At 58.7% G+C, this 26306-nt stretch carries 26 protein-coding genes; 14 read left to right on the forward strand and 12 right to left on the reverse strand.

The window, feature by feature from the left end; translation table 11 throughout:
* The first annotated feature begins 405 nt into the window (after positions 1 to 405).
* Positions 406 to 1557, forward strand: coding sequence for a mechanosensitive ion channel (locus IP81_RS09680; RefSeq protein WP_054107798.1), 1152 nt, complete (start codon positions 406 to 408; stop codon positions 1555 to 1557).
* A 179-nt stretch (positions 1558 to 1736) separates the two neighbouring features.
* Here the strand turns inward: IP81_RS09680 and IP81_RS20175 are convergent, their stop codons facing one another.
* Positions 1737 to 1955 (reverse strand): hypothetical protein, encoded by a 219-nt coding sequence (locus IP81_RS20175; protein WP_157573155.1) that lies wholly within the window; start codon positions 1953 to 1955, stop codon positions 1737 to 1739.
* Between the two features lie 227 nt (positions 1956 to 2182).
* On the opposite strand from IP81_RS20175, the gene IP81_RS09685 reads away from it, so the two are divergent.
* The 3 genes from IP81_RS09685 (at position 2183) to IP81_RS09695 (ending at position 4055) form a co-directional block, all read left to right on the forward strand.
* Entirely contained in the window at positions 2183 to 2857 is a 675-nt protein-coding gene (locus IP81_RS09685; protein WP_054107799.1) for a hypothetical protein, read from the forward strand.
* Positions 2854 to 3351 (forward strand): MarR family winged helix-turn-helix transcriptional regulator, encoded by a 498-nt coding sequence (locus tag IP81_RS09690; protein ID WP_054107800.1) that lies wholly within the window; start codon positions 2854 to 2856, stop codon positions 3349 to 3351. The genes IP81_RS09685 and IP81_RS09690 overlap by 4 nt, the downstream gene beginning before the upstream one ends.
* 338 nt (positions 3352 to 3689) lie before the next feature.
* Positions 3690 to 4055, forward strand: a complete 366-nt coding sequence (locus IP81_RS09695) for a hypothetical protein (protein ID WP_157573156.1) — start codon at positions 3690 to 3692, stop codon at positions 4053 to 4055.
* Between the two features lie 2 nt (positions 4056 to 4057).
* Here IP81_RS09695 and IP81_RS09700 read toward each other — a convergent pair whose 3' ends face one another.
* Genes IP81_RS09700 through IP81_RS09710 form a run of 3 tightly spaced genes read right to left on the reverse strand, consistent with a single transcriptional unit; the run spans position 4058 to position 8256 of the window.
* Entirely contained in the window at positions 4058 to 6232 is a 2175-nt protein-coding gene (locus IP81_RS09700; protein WP_054107802.1) for a CHASE2 domain-containing protein, read from the reverse strand.
* 3 nt (positions 6233 to 6235) lie between these two features.
* Positions 6236 to 7579: a FecR domain-containing protein gene (locus IP81_RS09705; protein WP_054107803.1), complete on the reverse strand. Its 1344-nt coding sequence runs from the start codon at positions 7577 to 7579 to the stop codon at positions 6236 to 6238.
* On the reverse strand, positions 7573 to 8256 hold the full coding sequence (locus IP81_RS09710) for a response regulator transcription factor (RefSeq protein ID WP_054107804.1): 684 nt from the start codon (positions 8254 to 8256) through the stop codon (positions 7573 to 7575). Before IP81_RS09710 ends, IP81_RS09705 begins: the two co-directional genes overlap by 7 nt.
* A gap of 612 nt (positions 8257 to 8868) precedes the next feature.
* Here IP81_RS09710 and serS point away from each other — a divergent pair.
* From serS to IP81_RS09725, 3 genes are read left to right on the forward strand one after another with little or no spacing between them, the layout of a single operon-like run.
* The gene (gene serS, locus IP81_RS09715; protein ID WP_054107805.1) at positions 8869 to 10149 is read left to right on the forward strand and encodes a serine--tRNA ligase; all 1281 of its coding nucleotides are present in this window, start codon (positions 8869 to 8871) and stop codon (positions 10147 to 10149) included.
* Entirely contained in the window at positions 10146 to 10865 is a 720-nt protein-coding gene (locus IP81_RS09720; protein WP_231626340.1) for a M23 family metallopeptidase, read from the forward strand. The genes serS and IP81_RS09720 overlap by 4 nt, the downstream gene beginning before the upstream one ends.
* Positions 10865 to 11920, forward strand: a complete 1056-nt coding sequence (locus tag IP81_RS09725) for a TrkA family potassium uptake protein (RefSeq protein WP_082356076.1) — start codon at positions 10865 to 10867, stop codon at positions 11918 to 11920. Before IP81_RS09720 ends, IP81_RS09725 begins: the two co-directional genes overlap by 1 nt.
* On the opposite strand, the gene IP81_RS09730 is transcribed toward IP81_RS09725, so the two are convergent.
* Positions 11917 to 12327 (reverse strand): DUF1761 domain-containing protein, encoded by a 411-nt coding sequence (locus IP81_RS09730; RefSeq protein WP_054107807.1) that lies wholly within the window; start codon positions 12325 to 12327, stop codon positions 11917 to 11919. The two genes, IP81_RS09725 and IP81_RS09730, sit on opposite strands and share 4 nt — an antisense overlap.
* Before the next feature lie 101 nt (positions 12328 to 12428).
* Here IP81_RS09730 and rimO point away from each other — a divergent pair, with 101 nt between their 5' ends.
* Positions 12429 to 13835 (forward strand): 30S ribosomal protein S12 methylthiotransferase RimO, encoded by a 1407-nt coding sequence (gene rimO / locus IP81_RS09735; RefSeq protein WP_054107808.1) that lies wholly within the window; start codon positions 12429 to 12431, stop codon positions 13833 to 13835.
* On the opposite strand, the gene IP81_RS09740 is transcribed toward rimO, so the two are convergent.
* The 3 genes from IP81_RS09740 to IP81_RS09750 all read right to left on the reverse strand — a co-directional run bounded on the left by IP81_RS09740 (position 13832) and on the right by IP81_RS09750 (position 17920).
* Positions 13832 to 15085, reverse strand: a complete 1254-nt coding sequence (locus IP81_RS09740) for an HD-GYP domain-containing protein (protein ID WP_054107809.1) — start codon at positions 15083 to 15085, stop codon at positions 13832 to 13834. The genes rimO and IP81_RS09740 overlap by 4 nt on opposite strands.
* 119 nt (positions 15086 to 15204) lie before the next feature.
* Positions 15205 to 16824: a M20/M25/M40 family metallo-hydrolase gene (locus IP81_RS09745; RefSeq protein WP_054107810.1), complete on the reverse strand. Its 1620-nt coding sequence runs from the start codon at positions 16822 to 16824 to the stop codon at positions 15205 to 15207.
* Positions 16825 to 16897: 73 nt separating this feature from the next.
* The gene (locus IP81_RS09750) at positions 16898 to 17920 is read right to left on the reverse strand and encodes a cyclopropane-fatty-acyl-phospholipid synthase family protein (protein WP_054107811.1); all 1023 of its coding nucleotides are present in this window, start codon (positions 17918 to 17920) and stop codon (positions 16898 to 16900) included.
* A gap of 125 nt (positions 17921 to 18045) precedes the next feature.
* Between IP81_RS09750 and IP81_RS09755 the strand changes: the two genes are divergently transcribed.
* Complete coding sequence (locus tag IP81_RS09755; RefSeq protein WP_054107812.1) at positions 18046 to 19362, forward strand: NAD(P)/FAD-dependent oxidoreductase; 1317 nt, start codon at positions 18046 to 18048, stop codon at positions 19360 to 19362.
* Positions 19359 to 20126 carry a DUF1365 domain-containing protein gene (locus tag IP81_RS09760; RefSeq protein ID WP_054107813.1) on the forward strand — a complete coding sequence of 256 codons (768 nt, stop codon included), beginning with the start codon at positions 19359 to 19361 and terminating at the stop codon, positions 20124 to 20126. The genes IP81_RS09755 and IP81_RS09760 overlap by 4 nt, the downstream gene beginning before the upstream one ends.
* Positions 20127 to 20128: 2 nt before the next feature.
* Here the strand turns inward: IP81_RS09760 and IP81_RS09765 are convergent, their stop codons facing one another.
* Entirely contained in the window at positions 20129 to 21103 is a 975-nt protein-coding gene (locus IP81_RS09765) for a magnesium and cobalt transport protein CorA (protein ID WP_054107814.1), read from the reverse strand.
* 165 nt (positions 21104 to 21268) lie between these two features.
* Between IP81_RS09765 and IP81_RS09770 the strand changes: the two genes are divergently transcribed.
* The 4 genes from IP81_RS09770 to IP81_RS09785 are packed head-to-tail and all read left to right on the forward strand — an operon-like array spanning position 21269 to position 24757.
* On the forward strand, positions 21269 to 22708 hold the full coding sequence (locus tag IP81_RS09770) for an NAD(P)/FAD-dependent oxidoreductase (RefSeq protein ID WP_231626359.1): 1440 nt from the start codon (positions 21269 to 21271) through the stop codon (positions 22706 to 22708).
* 39 nt (positions 22709 to 22747) lie between these two features.
* Positions 22748 to 23509, forward strand: coding sequence for a molybdopterin-binding protein (locus IP81_RS09775; protein WP_054107816.1), 762 nt, complete (start codon positions 22748 to 22750; stop codon positions 23507 to 23509).
* Between the two features lie 4 nt (positions 23510 to 23513).
* The gene (locus IP81_RS09780) at positions 23514 to 24212 is read left to right on the forward strand and encodes a peptidylprolyl isomerase (RefSeq protein WP_054107817.1); all 699 of its coding nucleotides are present in this window, start codon (positions 23514 to 23516) and stop codon (positions 24210 to 24212) included.
* Positions 24212 to 24757 carry a hypothetical protein gene (locus IP81_RS09785; protein WP_054107818.1) on the forward strand — a complete coding sequence of 182 codons (546 nt, stop codon included), beginning with the start codon at positions 24212 to 24214 and terminating at the stop codon, positions 24755 to 24757. The genes IP81_RS09780 and IP81_RS09785 overlap by 1 nt, the downstream gene beginning before the upstream one ends.
* Here the strand turns inward: IP81_RS09785 and IP81_RS20900 are convergent.
* From IP81_RS20900 to rplK, 3 genes are all read right to left on the reverse strand, one after another.
* Positions 24741 to 24905, reverse strand: a complete 165-nt coding sequence (locus tag IP81_RS20900; protein WP_197274589.1) for a hypothetical protein — start codon at positions 24903 to 24905, stop codon at positions 24741 to 24743. The two genes, IP81_RS09785 and IP81_RS20900, sit on opposite strands and share 17 nt — an antisense overlap.
* Positions 24906 to 25101: 196 nt before the next feature.
* The gene (rplA, locus tag IP81_RS09790; protein ID WP_054107819.1) at positions 25102 to 25803 is read right to left on the reverse strand and encodes a 50S ribosomal protein L1; all 702 of its coding nucleotides are present in this window, start codon (positions 25801 to 25803) and stop codon (positions 25102 to 25104) included.
* A 4-nt stretch (positions 25804 to 25807) separates the two neighbouring features.
* Entirely contained in the window at positions 25808 to 26239 is a 432-nt protein-coding gene (gene rplK, locus IP81_RS09795) for a 50S ribosomal protein L11 (RefSeq protein WP_054107820.1), read from the reverse strand.
* Positions 26240 to 26306: the final 67 nt, after the last annotated feature.

Genomic DNA, 26306 nt, shown 5'->3' on the forward strand with positions numbered 1-26306 from the left:
TCGAACAGTTCCCACTTCCCATCCGACAAGTCTCCACACCCCACGACTGCTCCTCATCGGAATTCGGGCCAGATGGGAATCCCTCTTTTGTCAACGCGGCCTAAACACTCTGCTGACCCTCAGCCGCGATCTGCGCCAAATGCCCTAATGGTGATTATAGCATTTTGTTTTTATTGATCATATCTAGATTATTAACCCGACTTAAAAGAAGAATACGCACAATCACGTTACAACTATTTACATACCAACGATTGAATCAGCCTCCGTTTAACAAGCTGACGGATTGCTTGTCTTGGCACATCAAACTAGGCTCCCCCATCATGGGTTGCTTGGCGCTTTAATGCGTCGAATTGGTTTTGCTATTCATTATGGCTGTTAACGGGGTATTTTATGCAGAATTTATCCATGGGAACTTATCAGTTCGATGCGACGCTGGCAGCGTCGCTGGTGCAAAAAGTGCTGGCAGTTGCCTTGATCCTTGCAGTCACTTGGGTACTTGCAAAGGCTGCCAAATGGTCATTCGCCAAACTCGTCGACAAGGTGCCGCTTTTCCAGAAAGCGGCGGCATCAGGTGAAAGCGTCGGCGCTTCGCTGGGGCGGATCGTCTCGCTGTTCATTTGGCTCTTCGGTCTCGTCGCTATCCTTCAGGCGCTGAACCTGAACAGCGTTATCGGACCGGTTCAGGGACTCATCAACAGCTTCGTCTCGTTTGTCCCGAAAATCCTCGGTGCGGCGCTCATTTTCTTTGTTGGCGGAACGATTGCCAAGATCGTGCGCGATATCGTCGCCACAACGCTCTTGACAATCAACTTCGACAAATGGGCAAACCTTGGCGGTGCCGAAGCGGTGACCGGTAACGCCACAATCAGCAAGACGCTTAGCACGATCGTGTTTGTTCTTATCATTGTGCCCGTTGGCATCGCCGCGCTTGATGTGCTCAACATTCCGTCGATCACTGTTCCTGCCAAAAGCATGCTCCAACTCATCCTGGGCGCAGTACCCCTGATCATCGGCGCCAGCCTGTTGCTGGGGCTGGGCTATGTTATCGCCCGCTGGGTGGGCAAGATGATCGAGGAAGTGCTGCCCGGGCTCGGGCTGGACCGTTCTGTCACGGCGATGGGCATCATGCCTGAAGGCAAAAGCATTTCCGGCATTCTTGCCACCATCGTCCAAATCGCGATCATGCTGTTCATGGCAATCGCTGCCACCCGCATGCTGGGCTTCCCGGAATTGACGCGCATCGTGGAAACAATCCTTGAACAGGGCGCCAATGTGACATTCGGTGCTGTTCTGATCGGAGCCGGGGTCATTCTGGCCCGCGTGCTAAAGGGGCTTATCGCCACCGCAGCCGGTGATGGTATCGCGCCTGCACTGGTCAACTGGCTGACCATCGGCCTTTTCGTGTTCATCGGCCTGAAGCAGATGAACATTGGCGGCCAAATCGTCGATTATGCTTTCGGTGCTATTGCCGCTGGCTCTGCCGTTGCGTTTGCGCTGGCCGTAGGCCTTGGCAGCCGCGACGCTGTCGCCCGCAAGATGAATGACCTGGTCAAGTAATAACCCCCGTTGCCCCGTGGCTATAGACGCCACGGGGCAAAATCTTCGACCGATGTCATAGGGCGTGAGGAAATCAGCAGGATCCGATGGAATGCAAATGTCATCGTGATCGGCACCTCAGGCCATAGACCGTCCCATTGCGCGCCGGGCAAGCATGTTCCCCGCCAACGGAATCGGCCTCAGCTGTCTCCAGACTTGAAAAAACTTTCAGGCTTCTCGTTGGCTGGTGTAATTGTGTGCAGAACAAGGGACGCATCGAAACGTATTCCCTCCGCAATGACGACAAGATCATAGTATTCTGACAAATCGTCTGTTGTATCGATGACCAAGGTGCTCCCATCACGAAGCCAAAGCATTGCCCCTCTTGGACCGTTTGTGCATAAACCTGTGGTTTTCATTTTCAGCGATCTCCCATCATTATCCCGAGCACCCATAAAGATGCTTCATTCGTGAAGCACTGTAGAGAACGCCAAGCGCGATACAGGCAGATAGATCTCAAGGTTACGAGATTTTTGGTTCGAGGTGTAAATCGTTGTAACATAGCGCTTTCAAGAAGCATTCTGTGCTGGAAGAAAAAGCCGCTGCAGTTCATTTACAGTGACAAGTCGCAAAATGGTGTCGCGTAATGCAACCGCTTTTACCGCTGTTCAGCAGCGTCGAACAAGAATTCAAGCCGATCGGGTCGGGTGCGACTGCACGCTGCCCGGACAACTCGCAATCTGGAATTGCATATTTCAAGCCGGCGGCACTTAAGGGTGTGCTTCCGGAATGCTACCTTGAAGGCGCTGATTGCGAAGATCGGGTTGTTGTTCCGGGTGACAGGGCCATCGTGGTTTACACCAACCGGTCTGCTATCAGCGCTCGCGAAATGGTCTGGAGTATGGCCGCAACAAGAACGGCCTCTCTTTGGAGGACCGCGTGGCGTCATGATCTTCTGCCTCGCCTTGGCAAATTCAATCACGAGCAGCGCGCTGTTGTAATCGTAAATCGCATCGGATTGCGAAGCACAACATCTGGTGCGGAATCGAAAATCTGGGTGTCGTCAACACTGCCCGTGCCAATTTACTTAGCAGGACTTTGGCGCACCACCCTACGTGGCCCCGAGTTCACGTTGCTCCAGAAACGATCATCAGGCCCGGTAAAACAAGTTTCACCGCAGATGCCAGTGGTCATCGATGACGCCACCGTTTGGGAATGGCTCAATTGCCAGCGCATGCTTGTGCCTTTTGGCTCGATGCTTAAGCGCGGCCAATTCTCGGTAAACGTGGCCAACGACTTACCGCAAGGGGTGAGCATATGAACAACACTATGTCAGCAGCCACTTTTATCGAAGGTGACCAAGGCTTTAAGTTGGCAGAGAAACGGCGGGCCGAACGCATACTCAACGACGTAACCGGCACCTTGAACAATCCCAGCGACCGGCGCGCTAACGAGACGAGCGTCACTGAACCCCACCCTCGCTTGGTGCGCCAAATCCTCCGGCAGCGCCGAATGCGCGCGCACTTCTTCGATGAATCTCTATTCAGCGACCCCGCGTGGGACATGCTGCTCGAACTTACAGCCGCTCGGGCTGAAGGCACTCCAATTTCGGTCACCTCGCTTTGCATCGCCTCGGGCGTCCCGTCGACTACCGCGCTGCGTTGGATCGGCCTCATGACGGAAGCCGGCCTTTTTGAGCGGGTCGCCGACAAAAGCGACCGCCGCCGCAGTTTCATCACAATCACCGAAAAGGCCCGCAATGCGATGGCGCTTTATTTCGCCAAAATTGATTCTTCTGCCAAATTCCTTACCTGATCCGGACAAAATCACGCCAGCCGATCCAAGTTTGACCCCATGCGCTCAACGGTCACCCCCTAACGCATGTTGGTCAGGCAGAACGCCGATCAAACCGATTTTGGCGAAGTATTGTCTTCACCCATGCGCGCCAAACCCGTAGAGTGACATTCTTGGACGAATTGAGAACAACAATGAATTCCAGATCCTCCCGCCTCTACGCTCCCGTCTTGGCACTGTGCACGGCTAGTTGCGCCGGCCAAATCGCGACGCAAACCGGAATTACGGGCTCTGCGATAGAAGCTAACGCACCTGTCTCCGTCGTCGCATCATCTGTTGGAGCGGATGGCGCGAGTAGCTTGGCGCAAGCGGCGGTCGCACGTGCCCTCGTGCAACAAGGCCACACGATTTCGGCCGATGCCCGGATTCACGTTGAAGTTGCCATTGCCGAGCGCAGCGCGCAAATTGCAATAGACAATGCCGCAGGCGAAGCAATTTCGCTACCGAAGAAACGAGGGTTCTTGCAGTCCTGCCCCTATCGACTCCAACGCCTAACCATCGCCGTTTACGCGGACGGGCAGCCCGGCACAACACGGGTTTGGGCCGAGGAGAAGCATTGCAGGAGCAGAGTGCAGGATAGCATAACAGCTCTGTCCGAAAGCGCAGTTGCGCTTCTGAACGCGCCAACATTAGCTGGCAAGACACGGCGAACCGGCAAGAATTAAGGTCAATCGACCAGAAGAGCGGTCGGGAGCCTCATCTGGAACTCTGCACCGTAGCCTTCATGATAGAGATAGATGGCTTTACCGCCATGGCGCTCGGCTGTGGTCTGGACAAACGATAACCCCAAACCGATACTGCTCTGATTGCCTGCTTTTCGACCCTCGGCATAAAGGGCGAAAGGATCTTCCTGCCTGCCTTGGGGCATCGAGGGTCCTGGACCGACGACTGTCAGGATGGCCTTGCCGTCAGTTTGTTTCACCGCATAGACGACAACCGCATTTTCCGGCGCGAACTTTACCGCATTATCCAGCAAATTGATCGCCGCCCTCAACAACATGCCGTGATCGCCCAAGACCCAGAGTTCGCCCGGATCGCTGTTGTTTTGCAACGTGGCGCCACGTGTGCGGGCAAATGCTGTGACCATATCGGCAGCTTCGCGAGCGACATCGCACAGATCGACCGGTTGTTGGATGAGCGGGCGGCGGCGTGCGCGAACCAACTGGACGAAATTGTCAGCCAGACGCAAAGCATGACGGGCATTGGATTGAATGCGATCACGCAATGGTTTTGCCAATTCAGTCTGGTTTTGGCCTTCGCCTCCCATTTCCTCTGCTTCCAAAAGCCATACGGTCGCAGCGTTTGGCGCACGAAGGTCATGCGAGAGGAATTGGAGCAGATCGTCGCGTTCTTCGCCCGCACGTTGCAACTCGGTAATATCGGTGAACGATACAATACGATGCCGGTTATCCACTGTGGTTTCCGCCATCAACAGCCAGCGACCGCTATGGCCCCGTAGTGGCAAGCCGACAACCGCCGCTTCAGGCGAAACAGCGTCGATCACTTCGCTAATTGGCTGTCCGATTGCGGCATGGCCCACCAAACCGGCTGCCGCCTGGTTTCGTTGAACCACGCGATCTTGGGAATCGACTACGAATAAGGCATCAGGATGGCGTTCAATGACGCGCTCGATGAAGCCACGGAGTTTCCGTACTTGGCTGATCACCGCTTCGAGACGGAAGGCCTCGGCCTCAATGACGTCGCCGAACACGCGGGGGCTATCGAACCCGGCCAGCACTCCGGGTTCGCTTTGCAATGCGTCAGCCTGTGAAATCAGAAACCCGTTGACCGCGTTCAGGCGGCGCCAACCCCATAAACCGTGGACAAGCAGCAGTCCTACAAGTGTCGCAGAAGGTGGTAACCAAAGCCGCGTGGCGGGGAGCAGCGCGACTGCAAGCAGCAAGGTTCCGGCCGCCAAACCCGTCGCCAGCAGGAGATTGCGGCCCGGAGGGAGGCGCAGATAGGCCGCCAGCAGAATGAGCAGCGGGATAAGCGCAATGGCCGCCATTAAGCTCGGCGCTAGTGTTGCAATGGCGGTGCCCCCCAGCAAAGTGTTCAACACATTGGCCTGTACCTCGACCCCTGCCATCCGTGAGCCGAAGGCAATCGGAACCGAATGAAAATCGCCCATGCCCGCGGCACTTGCCCCCACCAGCACGAATTTGCCCGCGACCATGTTGGCCGGGACTTCGCCCTTTGTAAGACTGGCAAAGGATATCCGGCGAAACGCGTGGTTGGGGTTATAAGCAATGAGGAAGCGTTCGTTGGGTGCAAGGCTGCCTGCGTTGGCCATCTTCACCCCATGGGTCAGGAAGGTCGGCAACTGGTCAACCTGTCTTCCCTCGATCAGCAGGCTCTTCTCTGCACGCCGCACAATACCGTCGCTATCGGGAAGTAGTAGCGAAATGCCGACTTTGGTCGCGCCTGTAGCAATCAGTGCGGGCGGTGTCACAACGCGATCAACGCCGTCCTCAACGATCCCTGGCAAGTAAATAGGTTGCGCCGTGATCAGTGCGTCATGAAGTTCAGCGTCTTCGGGCGAGGCTTCAAGAAACAAGACGTCATAGGCGATCGCGGCAGGACGGTAGCGCGCGATAGTTTGCAGCGCGCGGGCGTGCTTGTCGCGCGTCCACGGCCATCGTCCAAGTTCGCGCAAACTGGCTTCGTCGATCTCGACCAGCAGGATACGCTCGTCAGCGGGCGGCGCGGCAAGACCGGACGCCAAATCATAGATCCGGTTATCAAGGCTGCCAAACCACGACTGCAAGCTTGCAACGACGACAAACAGGCAAGCTAGAAACGCGACGAGAAACCATTCAAAATGAAGCCGACGCCGCAGCAAACTTTAACGCTCCGGCGCGGTGATGATGATCTTTTCAAACGGCAGCCAATTCTCGGTGACTTCACCATCGGCAAATTGCCGCACCCCGACGCGCCAGAGATAGGTCCCCGGATCAAGCCCGCGCAGCGAAATGCCATCACCTTCAAGGCCCGGTTCATCCACGATTGGCACGCCATTGCTCTGGTCGCGCACCAGTTGGAAACGGTAAAGCCGACGCCCCTCACCCGGACCGCCCCATTTGAAGGCCAACCGGTCCGGATCGACGTTTGCCGATCCGCCAAGACCGGTAAGCGAACGCCGCATCGAATACGTCTGGGTCATCCCTTCCAGACCTGATTTGGCGATCGCACTTGCGCGCACGAACAAACCGCCATTGGGAATATCAGCCAGTTCAAAATTCGGAGCTTGCGTTTGGGTTTCGGCGATGACGTTGCCAAAACTGGCATCCGCTGCGACCTGAAGATGATAAGCCAAAGCGCCGGATACCGGTTCAAATGCCAGACGCACCAGCGGATCAACCTGTACCTTCCCCGGTGCGATCAAGGACGGCGCAGCAAGCAGTGCTTCTTTGGTTACGCGGCCGTCAGCCACAACGGCACCGAAACCTGTTTCGAACGGTTGCGCTGTCTGCTCGGTCACCCCGGCGGCAACCGTCCCTTCAAGAACCTCGGTTAGCGAAGCGGCGTCTTTTATCCCGACACGAAACTCTGTGCCGCGCACTGCGGCTACCGAGCGCGGCGTTCTGATCCTGAAAAAGCCGTTACCGGGGCCAAGCGGTGCCGCCTTGATATCGGCCTTGCCTGCCTCAACCTGAAAATCATAATCGATACTGCGCGTAAGCAAAAAACGGCGCAAGTGAATGATCGAAAGACGGCTGAGGGTTGGCAAGCTGGTGCGCGAACCATTGGGCAGGGACAAGCTTATGAACCCGTCATCGCCAGTCTCTATCACCGTGCCCTGCGGCAGGTCCGAGCCAGTCTTCGCGTCAACTGGTTCGCCATTTTGGAGAATACGAACTGTCCCGCGCATCGCCAGAATGCGGGCTGAAAGGCCCTCGGCGCGCAGAATGGTAAGCGGAATGCGCAGGCGCGTGCCAACCGCGATGCGCCGGGGATCTGCGATACGATTCAGTTTCTGCACCGTACGGTAAGCACCGACGGGTTCAAGATATCGCTCGGCAAGCGTAAAGAGATTTTCTCCGCGTTTAATCTCATAGGTCACGCTATCTTCTGACGAAGGCGCTGCAATTGCCGTTGGCGTTTTACCCGAAACGGCAGACGCCAGAACCGGGGTTATTGCGGCAAGGCTTGCCAATATCGCGAAGTTAGCGTTCCTGATTATCAGCATGTCTCAAGCCTGTAGCCGAAACCAAACACGGTTTCGAGGCGATAGCCGTTATCTGCACATAACTGCAACTTTGAACGGATGCGCGAAACGTGCACATCCAGAGTGCGCGTCGATATGTCTGCTATCGACTTCCAGACCTTCTCCATAATGTACCGTCTTGATAAAGGCTTATGCAGGTTGCCGAAGAAGAGGTGCGCCAAGGCAAACTCCTTGCTCGTAAGAACAATCTCCTGATCATGCAGCGTTACGTGCTCAGCTTGACGATCAAAGCTATAAGGACCGAACCGATCAAGCCGCGCAGTGGAAGGTGTCGTGTGGCTGCGGCGCAGCACAGCATCAACGCGCGCGGCAATTACAATTGCTGATTCGGGCTTGATGATGAAGTCATCCGCTCCGGCATTGAGAGCCATGGCAATGTCTTCTTTGTCAGAACGGTTGGTCAGGATGATGATAGGGGGACATGGGACGATATTGGAATGCGCCCACGTGACCAGATCAAGGCCTGTCAATTCAGGCATGTTCCAGTCAAAGATGAGCAAATCGAAGGTGTCATCCCGCAGCGCTGGAATCACGTCGCTGCTACGGCGGAAGGTAACGCAAGAATGCCCACTATTTGTGAGCACCTGTGAAATGAAAGCGATTGTGGCCTCGTCGTCGTCAACGACCCCGATCCGCATGTGGTTGCGTCCCTATTTTTTTGAGCGTTCAAATAGCCGCCAACAATCACACATCTCCATCCCCTAATTTGTATTTTACAAACATTTACATGTTTGGGGCTTTTCCTTCGCTTATAACGCGATTCGGGTGGGTGGGACGCAATCCTTCTGGACAATATGAGACAAGTTCCGCGGAAAGGTAAACATGGCGCACTGTATTCCTACTGCAAACCGCTGTCTACGGATTAGCATTTGTGGATCTGAATGCAGTCGCAAGCATTGTTTAAGGCTGGAGATCAAAACGAAGCAAAATGCCAAGCTATGAGCGCGAAGACATCTCGTGGATGCGTAAATGCTATTCCGATATCTTGCGCACTTTGGCTCATCATTTTTGCATTGACGCAGATTTTCAGATGACGCGATGAACGCGTTAAAGAAATGCCCTGAAGGGTCGCATTGCAGGGGCGCTGGCGCAAAACGCTAGCGCCCCTCTTTCTGTCTTATAGCGTCAGGACACATCGGGCCGACCGCGAAACCTGCGCAGCCATGATCGAAGGCTTGGTTGCACGCGGAAATGGCAGCCGTGTAATGGCCCTGCTTGCCTAGTGCGGATCAAGGCGGCATAGCCCGCGCATGCATGATATCTGCCTGATCCGGGAAAACCCCGAAGCCTTTGACGCCGCCCTCGCCCTGCGCGGGGTGGAGCCTGTTGCCCAGTCCATCCTCGTAATCGACGCCCGGCGCCGCGATAATGCGACGCGGATGCAGGAGGTGCAGGCCCGGCGTAATGAAGCTTCGAAGGCCATTGGCGCGGCCATGGGCAAAGGCGAAAAGGACATTGCCGAGGCGCTCAAGGCGGAAGTTGCAACGCTGAAAACCGAATTGCCCGCGCTGGAAGAAGATGAGCGCCGCCTCACGGTTGAACAGAACACGGCACTTAGCGCATGGCCGAACTTGCCCGCTGCCGGTGTGCCGGCAGGCGCGGATGAGGCGGACAATGTCGAGGTTAGCCGTTGGGGCACTCCACGTGAATTTGCGTTCACACCAAAAGAACACGCCGATCTTGGTCCCGTCCTTGGTTTGGACTTCGAAACGGGCGCGCTGATTGCGGGCGCGCGGTTCACGTTCCTCAAAGGCGGCATGGCCCGCCTGCACCGCGCACTGGCGCAGTTCATGCTGGACCGGCAAACCGGCGAGAACGGTTATCTGGAATGCATCCCGCCACTGCTGGTGAAGGATGAGGCGGTGTTTGGCACAGGCCAATTGCCCAAGTTTGCCGAGGACTTGTTCAAGACCACTGATGGCCGCTGGCTGATCCCCACTGCCGAAGTCAGCCTGACCAATGCCGTGCAGGGACAGATCCTTGGCGACGCAGCGCTGCCCTTGCGAATGACGGCGCTGACGCCGTGCTTCCGGTCCGAAGCAGGCTCTGCCGGACGCGATACGCGCGGATTTATCCGGCAGCACCAGTTCGAGAAGGTCGAGCTTGTCTCGATCGTGCGGCCCGAGGAATCCGAGGCCGAGCATCAGCGGATGACGCTGTGTGCCGAGGGCGTGTTGCAGGCGCTGGGCCTGCCCTATCGCAAGATGCTGTTGTGTACCGGCGACATGGGTTTCACCGCGCGCAAGACCTATGATCTGGAAGTGTGGCTGCCGGGGCAAGCGGCCTATCGCGAAATTTCATCGTGCTCCGACTGCGGCGATTTCCAGGCGCGCCGGATGAACACGCGGTATCGCCCTGAAGGCGAAAAAAGCACCGAATTCGTTCATACTCTGAACGGTTCGGGGCTTGCGGTGGGCCGCACACTGGTGGCAGTTCTGGAGAACTACCAGCAAGAGGATGGATCGGTGGACGTGCCGGAAGTGCTGCACCCTTATATGGGCGGATTGACCCGCCTGGTGCCTTTGCTTTGAAAGGGCGGCTCGCCGCAGCTTTGTTATTGATGGTGGCCGCGCCGCTGGCCGCGCAGCAGAGCGTGCGCGGGCCCATTGTCTCGTGGAGCTATACAGTCGAAGCCGGTGATACTTTCGCTTCGATTGCAAAGCGTTGGGGCGTGGACATGGCAGTGCTGGGCGCGGCCAATGGCATTCCCAGCCCTTATGTCATCCGCATCGGCCAAGTGTTGCGCCGCCCCGAAACCAAGGGCGGGCGCGAAACGCCCGTCGCCAAACCGGCCCCGCGCCCTGCCCCCTCACCACGCCCCGCGCCAACGCCCCGCGCAAGCTTGGCACCGCGAGAGTCCGACGCGCCGCGCATGCAATGGCCAACCGAGGGGGCGATCGTTTCGCGCTTTGGCGATTTGCGCGGGGGCATCCCGTCCAACGGCATTGATCTGGCCGCACTTTATGGCACCAAAGTGCGCGCCGCAGCAGCGGGCACGGTAATCTATGCCGGAAATGAACCCCAACGCTTCGGCCAATTGATCCTGATCGATCATGGTAGCGGCTTTGTCACCGCTTACGCCTATCTCGGCTCGATGACCGTGAAGGAGGGGCAAGTGGTTACGGCACGTGAACGCATTGCTTTGGTCGGCAAAAGTGGCGAAGTAAAAAGTCCGACCGTCCATTTCGAACTGCGCCGCAACAACATCCCGCGCAATCCCGAACTCTATTTGCCGCCGCGTTTATAATGCGGCTGGATTTGCACGGGCTGCGTCGCAAGGGGGCCAGTGGGCGCGACCCGGTAAATCTGCTGCGGCGCGCGTTGAAAGTGCCGGTCTGGGCCGATCTTAGCCTCAGGTTGGGCGCAGCGTTTGCGCTGATCATGTTTGTGGTTATGGTCCACTGGTTTGATCGTGCGGGTTTGAAAGACACGCATGATGGCGTGATCAGCTTTCTCGATGTTGTCTATTTCACGATGATTTCGATCACTACCACAGGGTTCGGTGATATTGCACCTGTTAGTGACAGGTCGCGCTTGATCGAAGCTGTGATCGTCACACCAATCCGAATTGCGGTCCTGTTCATCTTTGTCGGCACAGCCTACAATTTCATTATCAAGCGAACCTGGGAAAGGTGGCGCATGGCGCAGATCCAGAAGAACCTGACCGATCATATCATCGTCCTTGGCTTTGGCGTCTCAGGTTCGGAAGCCGTAGCAGAACTGATTGCGCGCGGCACGCAGCCTGGACGGATCGTGGTGCTTGATCCGAACGAAGATCGGCTTACGATTGCAGCAGGACTTGGTTGCAATGTGATGGCCGCCGATGCCACCCGCGATGCCACGCTGCTGGATATCCGCATCGGCAGCGCTTCAGCCGTTCTGATTAGTGCCGGACGCGATGATACATCAATCCTGATCACGTTGACCGCACGGCATCTTGCCCCCAGCGTGCCAATCAGCACAGTAGTGCGCGCGGTCGATAACGAAGGGCTGGCGCGGCAGGCGGGCGCCAGCGCGGTCATCAATCCTGTACGTTTCACCGGACTGCTGCTGGCAGGATCAGCCCACGGCACGCATGTGGCTGATTACCTTACCGACCTTGCCTCGATTGAAGGCCGTGTGCAGTTGGTTGAGCGTGATGTAAGGCCCGGCGAAATCGGCGGGCCGCTTTCGGCGTTGAGTACGGGCGGGCGCGGTTTGCGTATCAATCGCAACGGCAAGGCCATCGGATTTTGGGACGATGCAGCGAGCGTCTTGCAGCAAGGCGATGTCATCGTCGAAATTGTGCCGACAAAGGTTTAGCCAAGTACCAAAAACGCTAGTCCCATCGCAAGGTAGGTGGCTAACCAATAGCCGCCATCAATCAGTGCTAGCCGCGTGCTGATGCGTTGGTGCGTGTAACTGATCCATAATGAAGGGATCACAAAGGCGATGGCAAGTCCGCCTGACATCATGAAATAGAGCCACCACTTCACCGCCAACGTATCGGTGCCCACCCGCGCAAACATGTGGCCCATCATTGTCGCCGACACGAAAAGCAAGGCTGTGGTAATCGCTGCAGTGCGCGCTGGCGAACGGCGGATCCCGAGATTGCCCGGCCCCACTTCTTCCAGCCGCGCACGCCCGAACATCGGGCCATACCATGCCGCCGAAACGGCAAGCGCAGCGATGACAGCACCCAAGACGGCAAGCCAGTTGACCGGACCCATAGTATTCTTTCTTCCGCGCCCCGCAGACCAACCTGCTACGCCCGTTAACGCCGCTTGGCAATCATGTGCCAACGTGCGTGACGCGGACACCGTTTTGCCTTATGGGCCGCCTGATTATGGCAACGCAAACTCCCCCGCGCGAAATCCCTGACGCTCCCAAAGTCGGCATGGTCAGCCTTGGCTGCCCCAAGGCGCTCGTTGATTCAGAACGCATCCTTACCCGTCTGCGGGCGGATGGTTATGCGATGAGCGCAGATTATGCCGGTGCCGATGTGGTGCTGGTCAACACTTGCGGCTTCCTTGATTCTGCCAAGGAAGAAAGCCTTGCAGCCATTGGCGAGGCGATTGCCGAAAATGGCCGTGTGATTGTGACCGGATGTATGGGCAACGAAGCCGATGCCATCCGCGCGCGCTTCCCGCAGGTTCTGGCCGTCACCGGCGCGCACCAGTATGAAGCGGTGGTCGAGGCGGTCCACGAAGCCGCGCCGCCCAACATGGGGCCATATATCGATCTGATCCCGCAGGCTGAACCCGGCGATGTCAAGCTGACCCCGCGCCACTACAGCTACCTCAAGATTTCCGAAGGCTGCAATCATGCTTGCGCTTTCTGCATTATCCCGTCACTGCGCGGAAAGCTGGCCAGCCGCCGGATTGATGCGGTGCTGCGCGAGGCCGAAAAGCTGGTGGCAGCAGGCACCCGCGAATTGCTGGTGATCAGCCAGGATACCTCGGCCTATGGCGTGGACGTGCGTCATGAAGAGCGCTTGTGGAAGGGCAACCCCGTCCGCACACATATGACCGATCTGGCCCGCGAACTGGGCAAATTGCGCACGCCCGATGGCCAGACACCTTGGGTCCGGCTGCATTACGTGTATCCCTACCCCCACGTTGATGCGGTGATTCCGTTGATGGCCGAAGGCTTGGTGACGCCTTATCTGGATATCCCGTTCCAGCACGCCAGTCCCAATGTGCTGCGCGCGATGAAGCGGCCCGCAAACGAAGCCAAAGTGCTCGACCGGATCAAATCGTGGCGCGCAATCTGCCCGGATATTGCCATCCGCTCCAGCTTCGTCGTCGGCTTCCCCGGCGAAACGCAGGCCGATTTCGAATATCTGCTGGAATGGCTGGAAGAAGCGCAGCTAGATCGCGTTGGTGCATTCCGATTTGAACCTGTCGCAGGTGCTGCTGCCAATGATCTGCCCGATCAGGTGCCCGAAGCGATCAAGGAAGAGCGCTATGCCCGCCTGATGGAAAAGACCGAAGCGATCAGCGCGGCGAAGCTCGCGGCAAAGATAGGGCGCACAATCCCGGTGATCATCGACGAAGTGGGCGAGCCTGACGAAGATGGCGACATCGGCGCAACCGCGCGCTCACAAGCCGATGCGCCTGAAATCGACGGCGCGGTATACTTGCGCGAAGTGCCAGCCGATCTGAAGGCCGGTGCCTTTGTGCAGGTGCTGATCGAGGACGCCGACGCGCATGATCTTTACGGGGTGATTGCAGGCTAGGAAACCTCGCGGCAAGCTGAATTGAGCAGCGATTCTCGCAGCTTATCCAGCTCTTCGGCGTCAAATCCGTTCATGTCTGCAATGCCTTCAATGGCATCTTCGCCAAAGCATTGCGCCAGCATGATGGTTTTGCCTTTCAGGCGTTTGCCAAGATCGATGGACCAGAACGTGCGCACGGTTGGTGATAACGGATCAGACGGATCTTCATCGACCACCATGGCCAACCGGTTTGACCGCATCCGCACGAATGCGCCCACCGGATAGACGCCGATGGTCTCGACCAGTTTTTCCAGCAGCGTGGCATCAAACTTTTCAGGCTGGGCGCGCAAGATGCTGATGGCCTCTGCCGGATCAAGCCCCCGCCCCGCGCCGGACGATGACGCGAGCGTATCATAGGCATCGCAAATCGCCGCCATGCGGCTGAGCCGGTCGATGGCTCCGCCTGAAATTCCATGAGGATAGCCGCTGCCGTCGAGCCGTTCATGGTGCTGCAAAACGGCGCTTATTACGGGTGCGGGAATGTCACCGGCGGCTTTGAGGAATGAACAGCCCAGCAAAACATGCTGGTCTTTGAGATCTGGCGGCAGTTGCGCGTAATCTGATCCAACCGCCGAAAGGTCGACCGGCAATTGCCCCACGCCGATGTCCATCAACAACCCGGCCATGCCGGCATCGCGGATATCGAGCGGGGCAAACTTCATATGCCGCGCCATCGCAATCATCAGCGCGCTGACGGCCAGTGAGTGCCGGTAGATGAATTCGCTGCCGTTTTGGCAGCGCAGTAAACCGTTGAATGCATAGAGATTGCGCTGCACAGAAGCATAAATCGCATCGATCACCGGCTCGACGTCTTGGGCATTGATCGCTTTGCCAAGCCGCGCTTCGATAAACGTCTTGCCCACGACCTTGAGTGCATCGCCCATTGTGCGTTTTGCCCGGCCAAATTCGCGCGTGATCGGCATTGTGGGCGGGGGGCGGACAAAGGTTGGGCGGGCCAATGCGGCAGGCGGAATCGCAGCCGGCGCGCTCGCCGCTCTTGCCAGCGTGCGTTGCTGGCGCTCAACCACATCGTTACCGCGTGAAACATCAATGATCACGCCATCAACATTACTTTCGCGCAACGAGGCCAGCATATCAGGATCGTCGAGCAAGAACTTGCTCTTCCAGAAAGGGTGGCTGAACCAACTGCCCTCCAGTTTATGGATGAACATGCCGAGTTCGATATCGCTTGTTGTGACGCGCTTCAGCATGGCCTGCCTGTAAATTGTGCAAGCCTGTCCTTAGTGTAGCGCTGGTATCACTTGTTAAGCATGACGCATCCGTAAATCTACGTAAGGCTGGACGGAAAGTACCGCCCAGCCCTGCATGCTTACTGGTTCGGGTCCTGCACCTTGAACGGATCGGTTGCGTCAGGCTTGCTCGGCAATGGCGAACGCGGCAGTTCCTTGTCGCTCATCGCGGCTTGCAGCAGCATACCGGCAAGGACCACCGACGCCTGCCGCATATCATCGGCGCGCATGTGATCCAGCGTGTCAAGGCTGGAATGGTGGACGCGCGTATCGTAATCGAGCGGGTCCTGGATGAACTGGTAGCCAGGCAGGCCAATCGCCTGAAGATAGACGTGATCGGTGCCGCCGGTCTTGCTCATGACCACTTTATCGGCGCCCAGCGAATTGAACGGCACGAGCCAGTCCCGCAGCAACGAGGCCGCGCCGACGTTGCCCTCGGCATAGATCCCGCGGAACTTGCCCGAGCCGTTATCCATGTTGAAATAGGCCTTCATATCCGCATAGCCCGGCTTCGGCGTGATCGGATAGGCATTGCGCCACGCCGAATACGAATCGATGCCTTTCAGCTTGGGATCAACCGGGCGTGTGGCAAGGTGCTGTTCGATATACGCTTTTGACCCCAGCAAACCCTGCTCTTCCCCGCTCCACAGGGCAAAACGGATTGTGCGCTTGGGCTTTACCCCCAATTTGGCAATGAGCCGCGCCGCCTCGATCACGGCCACGCTGCCTGCGCCGTTATCTGCCGCACCATCCCCTGCAATCCAGCTATCGAAATGTGCGCCTGCCATCACATATCCGGCCTTGGGATCAGTGCCGGGGATTTCGGCGATGACATTGTCGGCCATCACGTCTTTGCTATCGAATGTGGCATCAATAACGAGCGACAATTGCGGGGCAACGCCGGTCTTTTCCAACCGCACGAGGCGGCGATAGTCTTCTTGCGCCATGTCCATCGCCGGGATGGCCAGCGTTTCACCAGGGATAAAATCATAGCCTTCGCCATGGACCAGTTTGCCATCGCGATAAGTCATGCGCACCATCGCCAGCGCGCCTTCGGCTTTGAGGAAAACCGACAGCTTCCGCAAGAAACCGCGCCGCGCGGTTTGCAGTGCGGTGGCTTCGGGATCGTGGCGCGGCATGGTGTATTTATCGAGGTCGCCGATCTCCGATGCGGTCATCCGCTCAAACACCGGGCCTTTGGATTCGCTGGATTCACCGGGCAAGCTAACCAGCACGATCTTGCCCGCAAGCTTGCCCTTCCACGCCTCGAAATTCTCGACCTTGCTCATCGGCGCGACGATGACAGGCGCGGTGATCTTGCCCGCCGTGGCAGGTGACCATGCAACCGGCAGCGCAGTGAGCGGCAGGGCACGCGGCACGGTCATCGTGGCGGAATAAGACTTCAGATTCCAGCCAAGGCCAAATTCGAACGGCTCGCGGTGGATGTTTTTGAGGCCATAGGCCGCAAACTTGGCAACCGCCCATTCCTCTGCCTTGCGGTGGCCTTCAGAATTGGTCAGGCGCGGCCCGATCTGGTCCATCAATTCGGATGCCGTGTCCATCACATCGGACCGGTTTAGCCCTTCATCCAGCAATTGCGCGATCAAACGGTCTTCCGCCGGGCCTGCGATAGCAGGGGTAGCAAGAGTGCAAAGGGCGATGGCAGCCGCGCTGGCCGCGCCGCGCAAACGGAATGTCATGTCTGGAAAGCTCCCCGGATCGGTTTCTGTGGCAACTATCTTGCCGCCATCTTGCGCAAAGCCAAGGGCTTTTTCACGCAGGCTTCAGCCGCCAATGGCTGACGCCCCATTCCTTGCCGCCGCTGTTGCCAAACAACCCTGCCGTGGCAAGATAGAACAACCGCCAGCGCCGCAGCCACAGCGCGGTGTCTTTGTCATAAACCTCGCGCAGCACCGGTTCGATCTGCTTCACGTTGGCATCGAACAGCGCCAGCCAATCGAGCGCTGTGCGTTCATAATGCGTGCCATCCCAGCGCCATTCATCCTCGACCGCAAACAGATCGGCAAATTCGCGGATCAAGGCCTGGCTGGGCATGATCCCGCCGGTGAAGAAATATTGCGCGATCCAGCTCGATTTATCCGCCACATCAAAGCGGTAAGGATAGCGGGCGTGGCTGAACACATGCAGGAACAAGCGGCCATCGGGCTTTACCCAGCCACGCACCCGGCCCAGCAATTCGCGCCAATTGGCCATATGCTCGAACATCTCGACCGAGACGACGCGATCAAACCGGCCTTCGGGGCGAAACGCGTTCATGTCGGCGGTCAACACGGTCAGGTTTGTCAGCCCGCGCGCTGCCGCTCTGGCGCGGATATGATCGCCTTGCGGGCGTGAATTGGACACAGAGGTAATCCGCGAATTGGGGTAGCGTGCCGCCATGAACAGGCTGAGCGAGCCCCACCCGCAGCCCAGTTCGAGAATCTCTTGCCCATCGGCCAGCGCGGCATGCTCTGCCGTGGCCTCCAGCGCAGCTAGTTCGGCCTGATCGAGCGTTTCGGTGCCGGTGGGATAGAGGCAGCAGGAATATTTGGCGTGTTCGCCAAGGCTCAGTTCAAAAAAGCGCGGCGGCAGTTCATAGTGCTGTTCGTTGGCGGTATCGGTATGCTCTGCGACCGGGCGCTGCCCCATCCACGCGGCAAAATCCGCATCCGTGGGTTGTTCGCGCAAAAGGCTGCGCAAACGCCGGTTGCACAGGAAGGTCACGCCAGCACGCGTCAGCGCATCGGGCAGCGGCGCGCGTTCAACCAGCGCGGTGGCAAAGCTTAAGATAGTCACGCGCCCAGTCTAGTCACGGCGCTGTGATTTGTGTCAAGCTGCTCTCACGGGAGCGCTCTATAAAGGCATCGGGAACGGTAAGGACGCTGCGGCCATGTCGGCCGGGCGGAAGGGGTTTTGTTTTAATGAGCGGCGATAGCGCGCTTGATATTGCGGTGGTGGGCAGTGGTATCTCCGGTCTTTCTGCCGCATGGTTGCTTGCCAAGGGCCACCGCGTCACGCTGTTTGAGGCAGGCGACCGGCTGGGCGGGCACAGCAATACGGTGGAAGCAGGTGGCGTGCCGGTGGACACCGGGTTCATCGTGTTCAACGAACGGACTTATCCCAACCTCACCGCCCTGCTGCGCCACCTTGACGTGCCCACGCGCGAAACGATCATGAGTTTTGCCGTGTCATTGGACCATGGCAAGCTGGAGTATTCCGGCGATCTGCGCGGGCTATTCGCACAAAAGCGCAATCTCGTTTCACCGCGCTTCTGGTCGATGCTGCGCGATCTGGCGCGGTTTTACAAAGCGGCCCCGCGTGATCTGCCCGAGCTTGGCCAGCAAGGTCTTGGCGCTTATCTTGATGGTCTGGGCTGCGGCGCGGCTTTTCGCGATGATCACCTTTATCCGATGGCAGCGGCGATCTGGTCTACGCCTGTGGCCGATATCCCGCATCACCCCGCAGCAGCCTTTATCCGTTTCTTCGAAAACCATGGGCTTTTGCAATTTCGCGAACGCCCTGTGTGGAGCACGGTGGCAGGCGGCAGCCGCGAATATGTGAAGCGGATCAGCGCGCCATTTGCCGATGGCGTACGGCTTTCCTCGCCCGTGCGCAAAGTGCGGCGTTTGCCCGATGGCGTGGAACTTGATGCAGGGCGCGGATGGGAGCGGTTCGATCATGTCGTCATCGCCGCCCACGCCGATCAGGCGCTGGCGATGCTTACAGATGCCGATGCGGACGAGCGCGCACTGCTCGGCGCGTTCCCCTATCGCTGCAACGAGGCCGTGCTGCATTCGGACCCAGCGCTGATGCCGCGCCGCCGCAAGGTGTGGTCGGCATGGAATTATGCCGCAGAGCGCGCGGCCTCACAGCACAATCTATCGGTCACCTATTGGATGAACCGGTTGCAGCACCTGCCGCCGGAAAAAGACCTATTCGTAACCCTGAACCCGCTCAAGGAACCCGATCCGGCACTGGTCCACCGCCGCGAATTCTATGACCATCCGGTGTTCGATGCCGCCGCAGGCCTTGCCCAGCCGCGCTTGTGGTCCTTGCAAGGCCGGCGGCGGACGTGGTTTTGCGGCGCGTGGTTCGGCGCAGGCTTCCACGAAGATGGCCTGCAATCAGGCCTCGCCGTGGCCGAGCAACTGGGCGGTATCCGACGCCCGTGGCAGGTCGCAGACGAATCCGGTCGCATTCATGTGACGCATCACGCCCAAGCGCGGGAGATGGCGTGACCGCTGCGGGCGCGCTCTACAGGGGTCATGTGCTCCACCGGCGCTTGCGCCCTTGCGTCCATACCTTGCGTTATCGCGTGCTGCATGTGCTGGTGGATATTGACCGGCTTGATGTTTTGGCGCGGGGCTTGCGTCTTTTTGCGCATAACCGGTTTGGCCTGTTTGCTTTCCATGATCGCGATTACGGCGCAGGCGATGGCACGCCCTTGCGCAGCCATGTTGAGGGGCTGATGCAGGCGGCAGGCATTGTGCCCGATGGCGGGGTGATCCACTTGCTGACGATGCCGCGCATGCTGGGCTATGCGTTCAATCCGCTCAGCACCTGGTTCTGCCACGGGCGTGACGGTGCTTTGCGCGCGATCATTTATGAAGTTTCCAACACGTTTGGCGAGCGGCACAACTATGTCATGGCGGTGGAGCCCGGTGCCCGTGAAGTGCGCCAGACCAGCCCCAAACGCTTCCATGTTTCGCCCTTCCTGCCGATGGACATGGCCTATGCTTTCCGCGTGGCTCCACCGGGCGAGCGACTGGCAATTGGTATCGCGGTATCGGACGCGCAAGGCCCGGTCCTGTCCGCCATCCATACCGCACGGCGCCAAGACATGACCGATGCCACACTGCTACGCGCAGCCATCGCCTTCCCGCTCGTCACGTTCAAGGTGACGGCGGGGATTCATTGGGAGGCGCTGAAACTATGGCTCAAGCGCGTGCCGTTGTTCCGCAAGCCCGCTCGTCCCGCCACCCGCTTCACCAGCGGATCGTAAGCCTATAACCAGCCGATGCTGCGGAACCGCAACCACAGCCCGCAGCAGATCGTGATGATCGCGCCCCACACCGCGAAATAGCCATAGCGCCAGTGCAGTTCGGGCAGATAGTCGAAATTCATTCCGTAAATCCCGGCGATGGCGGTCGGCACCGCGAGGATCGCTGCCCATGCCGCCAAGGACCGCGCCATCTCGCCCTGCCGGTGCTGTTCGAGCAGGCTGGCGGTTTCGACAATCGCCGCCAGCGTCTCTTTCAGGCTGCGCATGCGTGCCATGGCCCGGCGTACGTGATCGAGCACATCGCGGAACCAGATACGCGCGCCCGGATCAATGCAGGGCAGGTCGGCAATGACCAGCCGCTCCACCATTTCCTCCATCGGCCCGATCACGCGTTCAAACCGGCGCAACTGGCGACGCAGACGGAAAATGCGGCGGATCACCGATTGTTCGGGAAACACGTCAATCGCGGCTTCTTCCATCTCCTGCGCCACATTATCGAGCGAATCGAGCAGTGGCAGATACCCATCGACGATAAAATCGAGCACGGCGTGAAGGACATAGTCCGGCCCTTCGGCAAGGCGGTCGGTCTTCGTCTCAAGTGCTTGCCGCAAGGATGTATGCGCTCGGGGGCTGCCAAACCGCACGCTGATCAGATACCCCGGACCTACGAAGAACGCGGTCTGCCCATAAGCAATATCCTCACCGAGCCGCAGATCTGCGGTACGTGCCACGACGAACAGTGTCCGGCCGTACACTTCAATCTTCGGCAATTGGCGGGGGTTCAGGGCATCTTCTGCCGCCAACGGGTGCAAACCATATTGCTGGCGCACCAATTCCATTTCATCCGTCGATGGTTCGCACAATCCGATCCAGTCGAAACTGTGCGCAGGCAATTCGGGAACAGGCTTGCCGTCAAGGACAAGCGGTTCATCATGGGGGTTACCGTGGCTATAGCGGCGGGCAGCGATCATCGTCATTGGCCATCAGTGGCAAAGTGCGAACAGACTCGCAATCGCGCAAAGTCGTGCTAACATTGCTGTAAATAGAATAACGGGAGAGAAGTCTTGGGCCTCCAACAGCCTGTCACCGCCACGCCAGATCATGATGTGCTTATCGTCGGTGCCGGAATTTCCGGGATCGGCATGGCCGCGCACATGCAAATGCTCTGCCCCGATCACAGCTTTGCCATCGTTGAGCGCCGCGCCCAGATTGGCGGGACGTGGGACTTGTTTCGCTATCCCGGCGTGCGTTCGGATTCCGATATGCACACTTTGGGTTTTGAATTTGAACCGTGGAAACACGAAAAATCCATCGCAGATGGCCCGGCAATCCTCGATTATCTCAACCGCATCGCCGATGAACGCGATATCCGCCGCCACATCCGCTTTGATAGCAAAGTGCTCAGCGCAGACTTCGATAGCGGATCGGGTATGTGGATTGCGACGCTTGAAGGCCCCGACAGTCAGCGTTCGCGCGTGACCGCGCGCTGGCTCTACCTCGGCTCTGGCTATTACGATTACGACACTCCCTTCGAAGCTGAATTTGCAGGCCGTGATGACTTCAAGGGTGATATCATCCACCCCCAGTTCTGGCCCGAAGACCTGGATTACAGCGGCAAGCGTGTGGTCGTGATCGGATCAGGCGCAACTGCCGTGACGATGGTGCCTTCTATGGCCAGCAAGGCCGCGCATGTAACCATGCTTCAGCGCACGCCAACATGGTACGGTATCCGCCCCGCCAAGGACGCCATCGCCAACTTCTTGCGCAAAATCCTGCCCGAAAAGCTGGCCTACCGGATCACCCGCTTCAAAAACGTGCGCATGCAGAATCTGGTGTTCAAACGCGCCCGGACCAAGCCGCAGCAGGTGAAGGACTTCCTGACCAAGCGGATCAGGCAAGAACTGGGCGACAAGTACGACGCCAAGACCTTCACCCCGCCCTATGACCCGTGGGACCAGCGCCTGTGTCTGGTGCCGGACGGCGATCTGTTCAAAGCGATCAACGCCGGAAAGGCGAGCATTGTTACCGATCATATCGCGCGGTTTGATGCCACCGGCATTCAACTGAAATCGGGCAAACACCTTGATGCCGATGTGATCATCACCGCCACCGGCCTGAAGATGGTCATGGCGGGCAAGATCGCGCTGAGCGCCGATGGCATCCCGCTCGATTTTGCGGATCACTATTACTACAAAGGCGCGATGTTCTCGAACGTGCCCAATCTTGCGGCGGTGTTCGGCTATCTCAACGCATCATGGACCTTGCGCGCCGATATCAACGCGCGGTTTATCTGCGATATACTCAACAAGATGAAGGCCGATGGCACGCAAGTGGCCGTGCCCAAGCTTGCGCCCAATCATCACCTTGATGAAGACAACATCTACGATTTCTCGTCCGGCTATATCGAACGCGCCCGCCACCTCCTGCCCAAAAGCGCAACCGACATGCGCTGGCGGCTCAATCAGGACTATGTGCGCGACAAGGCATGGATGCAGAGCGACCCGCTAGACGATGGCGTGCTGCAATTCGGCCACCCGCGCGCAGCCTCTCGCCCGAAGGAGCAGTTGGAAACAGCGCAATAGCGCTTTTGCCAAGACGAGCCTTGCTCTAAGCTGTTCGCCATGACCAATGAAACCCGTATCTGGACCGCCGCATTGATCGTGGTGGGTGACGAAATCCTGTCTGGCCGCACGCAGGACAAAAACATCGCCCAAGTCGCCACCTGGCTTGGCGTGCAAGGCATTCGCCTGCGTGAAGTGCGCGTGGTACCCGATGTTATGGAGGCCATTGTCGAGGCGGTGAACACGTTGCGCGCGCGCAATGACTATCTGTTTACCACCGGCGGCATCGGCCCCACGCATGACGATATCACGGTCGACGCAGTGGCGCAGGCGCTCGGCGTTGACGTGGTGATCCACCCCAAGGCGCGCGCGATCCTTGAAAGCTATTACGAAACGCGCGGTGGGCTCAACGATGCCCGCCTGCGCATGGCGCGCGTGCCCCAGGGCGCAGACCTGATCGAGAACCGCGTATCGGGCGCTCCCGGCATCAAGGCAGGCAATGTCTATCTGATGGCTGGCGTCCCCGGCATTACCGCGCAAATGCTTGATGGCTTGACCGGCCAGTTGGAAGGCGGATTGCCGCTGCTGTCCACCACCGTCGGCTGCTGGGTGGCTGAAAGCGAGATTGCCGATCTGCTGCGCGAAACCGAAAAGGCCTTCGAGGAATGCCAGATCGGCAGCTATCCGTTCTTCCGTGAGGGCAAGACCGGTGCCAATTTCGTGATCCGCTCGGTCAGTGATGACCAGCTCAAGGCTTGCGCCCATGCGCTGGAAGAAGGGCTGACGGCGATTGGCCGCTTGCCCGTGACAGGCGGGATCTGATCCGATGATCGCGCGGCGTGTGGCCTTGTTCGCTCCGCTGGCGATTCTGCTGATCGCCGCAGCGCCGGTAAAAAAGCGCGCGCCAGTGGCCCGGCCTGCGGTGCCCGCTTACGCCAAGCCATCTACCGCGCCTTTGCCCGAGAAAGTGCGGATCGCGCTAACGACGGACATGGGGCCAATCGTGGTTGAGGTTGACGTGAAGCGCGCGCCTGCCAGCGCCACAAACTTCGTGCGCTATGCCGAAACAAAGCGTTTTGATGGCACGGTGTTCTATCGCGCCATGCACCTCAAATGGGGCGAACAACCCAACGGCTTGATTCAGGCGGGCACCCGCAACGACCCCAAGCGCAACCTGCCGCCCGTGGCGCATGAGCCCACCGACCAGACCGGTATTCCGCACAAGGCAGGTACGCTCTCGATGGCGCGCTACGCCCCCGGCACGGCGACGGGTGACTTTTCAATCATGGTATCGGACCAGCCCGGCCTTGATGCGCAGCCTGATTCGACCGACCCAGAAGCCAAAGCAGGCTATGCCGCATTTGGCCAAGTGATCGAAGGCATGGATGTGGTCAAAGCCATCTTTGCCGCCCCCATTTCAGAGACCGAAGGCGAAGGCTTCATGCGCGGGCAAATGCTCGCGCAACCAGTGAAAATCATCACTGCGCGCCGCCTGCCCGATGGTCCTGCCGCCGCTGCCCCCTGATGCGCCGGGTGCTGTTGGCCGCGCTTGCCGCTCTAACCGGCTGCACCAACCCCAATCTGCCGCGCTTTGAATCTGTGCTGGCGGCCAATGACAGCGCGACTGCCGCGCTTGGCCAATGGTGCGGGGCTCGGCAGATCGCACAGCCGCCGGTCATCCGCGCACTGGCGGACCGTGACGCAAAGCTTATCCCCACCCCTGCCGTGTTGGCCGCGCTTGGCGTGCCGAACGATGCGCAAGTCGCCTATCGTCACGTCCGTCTGGCGTGCGGCGATCACGTGCTGTCCGTTGCGCATAATTGGTATGTGCCCGCAAGGCTGACGTCGGACATGAACCGCACGCTAGAGACCACCGATACGCCGTTTGGCAAAGTGGTCACCCCGCTCGGCTTCCGGCGCGAGAGGCTGTCGGCACAGCGCGGACGGGCAGAAGAATGCCCCAAGGGCACCGTACTATCGCATCGCGCGGTCTTGCGCCTGGCCAATGGCAGCGCGATCAGCCTCGTGGTCGAATGCTATACGCCAGCCAATCTCAGGGCTTCGGGTTAACCGTCCAGTCCATCGCCGCTTCGGCATAGTGCTCCAGCTCGCGCCAGTGCCGGTCCCAGCCGGGGCCGCGCTTTTCGGGCGGGATAACCGCTTCCACTTGCAGGCGGGCGATTGTCACCGGGTTCTTGGGCGCTTCTTTTTCGGTCATCGTCCATCCTCGGTTCGTCCAGATCGGCCCACCCCCTCCCGCTTGCGGGAGGGGAGCGAGACTTGCGTCTTCGTATAAGGCGTTAGTCGCAGCGGGGTGGGCATGTCCACGCCGCGCTTGAAAAAACCCTGACACAAAAAACAGGCCGGGAAGGTTTCCCCTCCCGGCCCGCTTTTTCAAATCACAGGTGGTTGGATTAACCGCCGTGAACTTGCGAAACGTCAACCTTCAGGCCGGGGCCCATCGATGACGAAAGGCCGATCTTGCGCAGATACTTGCCCTTGGCGCCAGCTGGCTTTGCCTTGACAATCGCATCAACGAATGCGTCGAAGTTGGCGCGCAGCGCATCGTCCGAGAACGAAAGCTTGCCAATGCCGCCATGGATGATGCCGGCCTTTTCAACGCGGAATTCGATCTGGCCGCTCTTGGCTGCCTTGACCGCATCGGCGACGTTTGGCGTCACGGTGCCCAGCTTCGGGTTTGGCATCAGGCCTTTAGGACCCAGAACCTTACCGAGACGGCCAACGATGGCCATCATGTCCGGCGTTGCGATCACGCGACCGTAATCGAGGTTGCCGTTCTGCATGTCTTCCAGCAGATCTTCGGCACCGACCTTGTCGGCACCGGCAGCAAGCGCTGCTTCGGCCTTGTCGCCACGTGCGAACACGGCAACCTTGACGTCCTTGCCCGTGCCCGAAGGCAGGGTGACCATGCCGCGAACCATCTGGTCAGCGTGGCGTGGGTCAACGCCGAGGTTCAGCGAAACTTCAAGGCTCTCGTCGAACTTGGCGCTCTTGAGGTCCTTCAACAGCTTGATCGCGTCATCGACGGCGTAAAGCTTCATGTTGTCGCCCAGCTTTTCGGTCAGCGACTTTTGCTTCTTGCTCAGGTTGGCCACGGTCTCAGCCCTCCACCACGGTGAGGCCCATCGCGCGAGCGGAGCCTTCAATGATCTTCGTTGCGGCGTCGATGTCGTTCGCGTTCAGGTCCTTCATCTTGGCCTGTGCGATGTCCGACAATTGAGCACGCGTGATCGTGCCGGCCGAAGCCTTGCCCGGTGTCTTCGAACCCGACTGGATGCCAACGGCCTTCTTGATGAAGAATGTGGCTGGCGGGGTCTTGGTGACGAACGTGAACGAACGGTCAGCATAGACGGTGATCACGGTTGGAAGCGGCGTACCCTTCTCAACTTCCTGCGTAGCAGCATTGAACTGCTTGCAGAATTCCATGATGTTCACGCCGCGCTGACCCAGCGCCGGACCGATTGGTGGTGCAGGCTTGGCTTCACCAGCCTTCACCTGAAGCTTGATATAGCCTTCAATTTTCTTGGCCACGAGGGGCCTCCTTTCTTCCTGTTAGCGCAGATCTCGCCGCGCTTCAGAGTGAGCGGTCAACGCCTTG

It is taken from the genome of Novosphingobium sp. AAP83, from assembly GCF_001295795.1.
Classification (GTDB): domain Bacteria; phylum Pseudomonadota; class Alphaproteobacteria; order Sphingomonadales; family Sphingomonadaceae; genus Novosphingobium.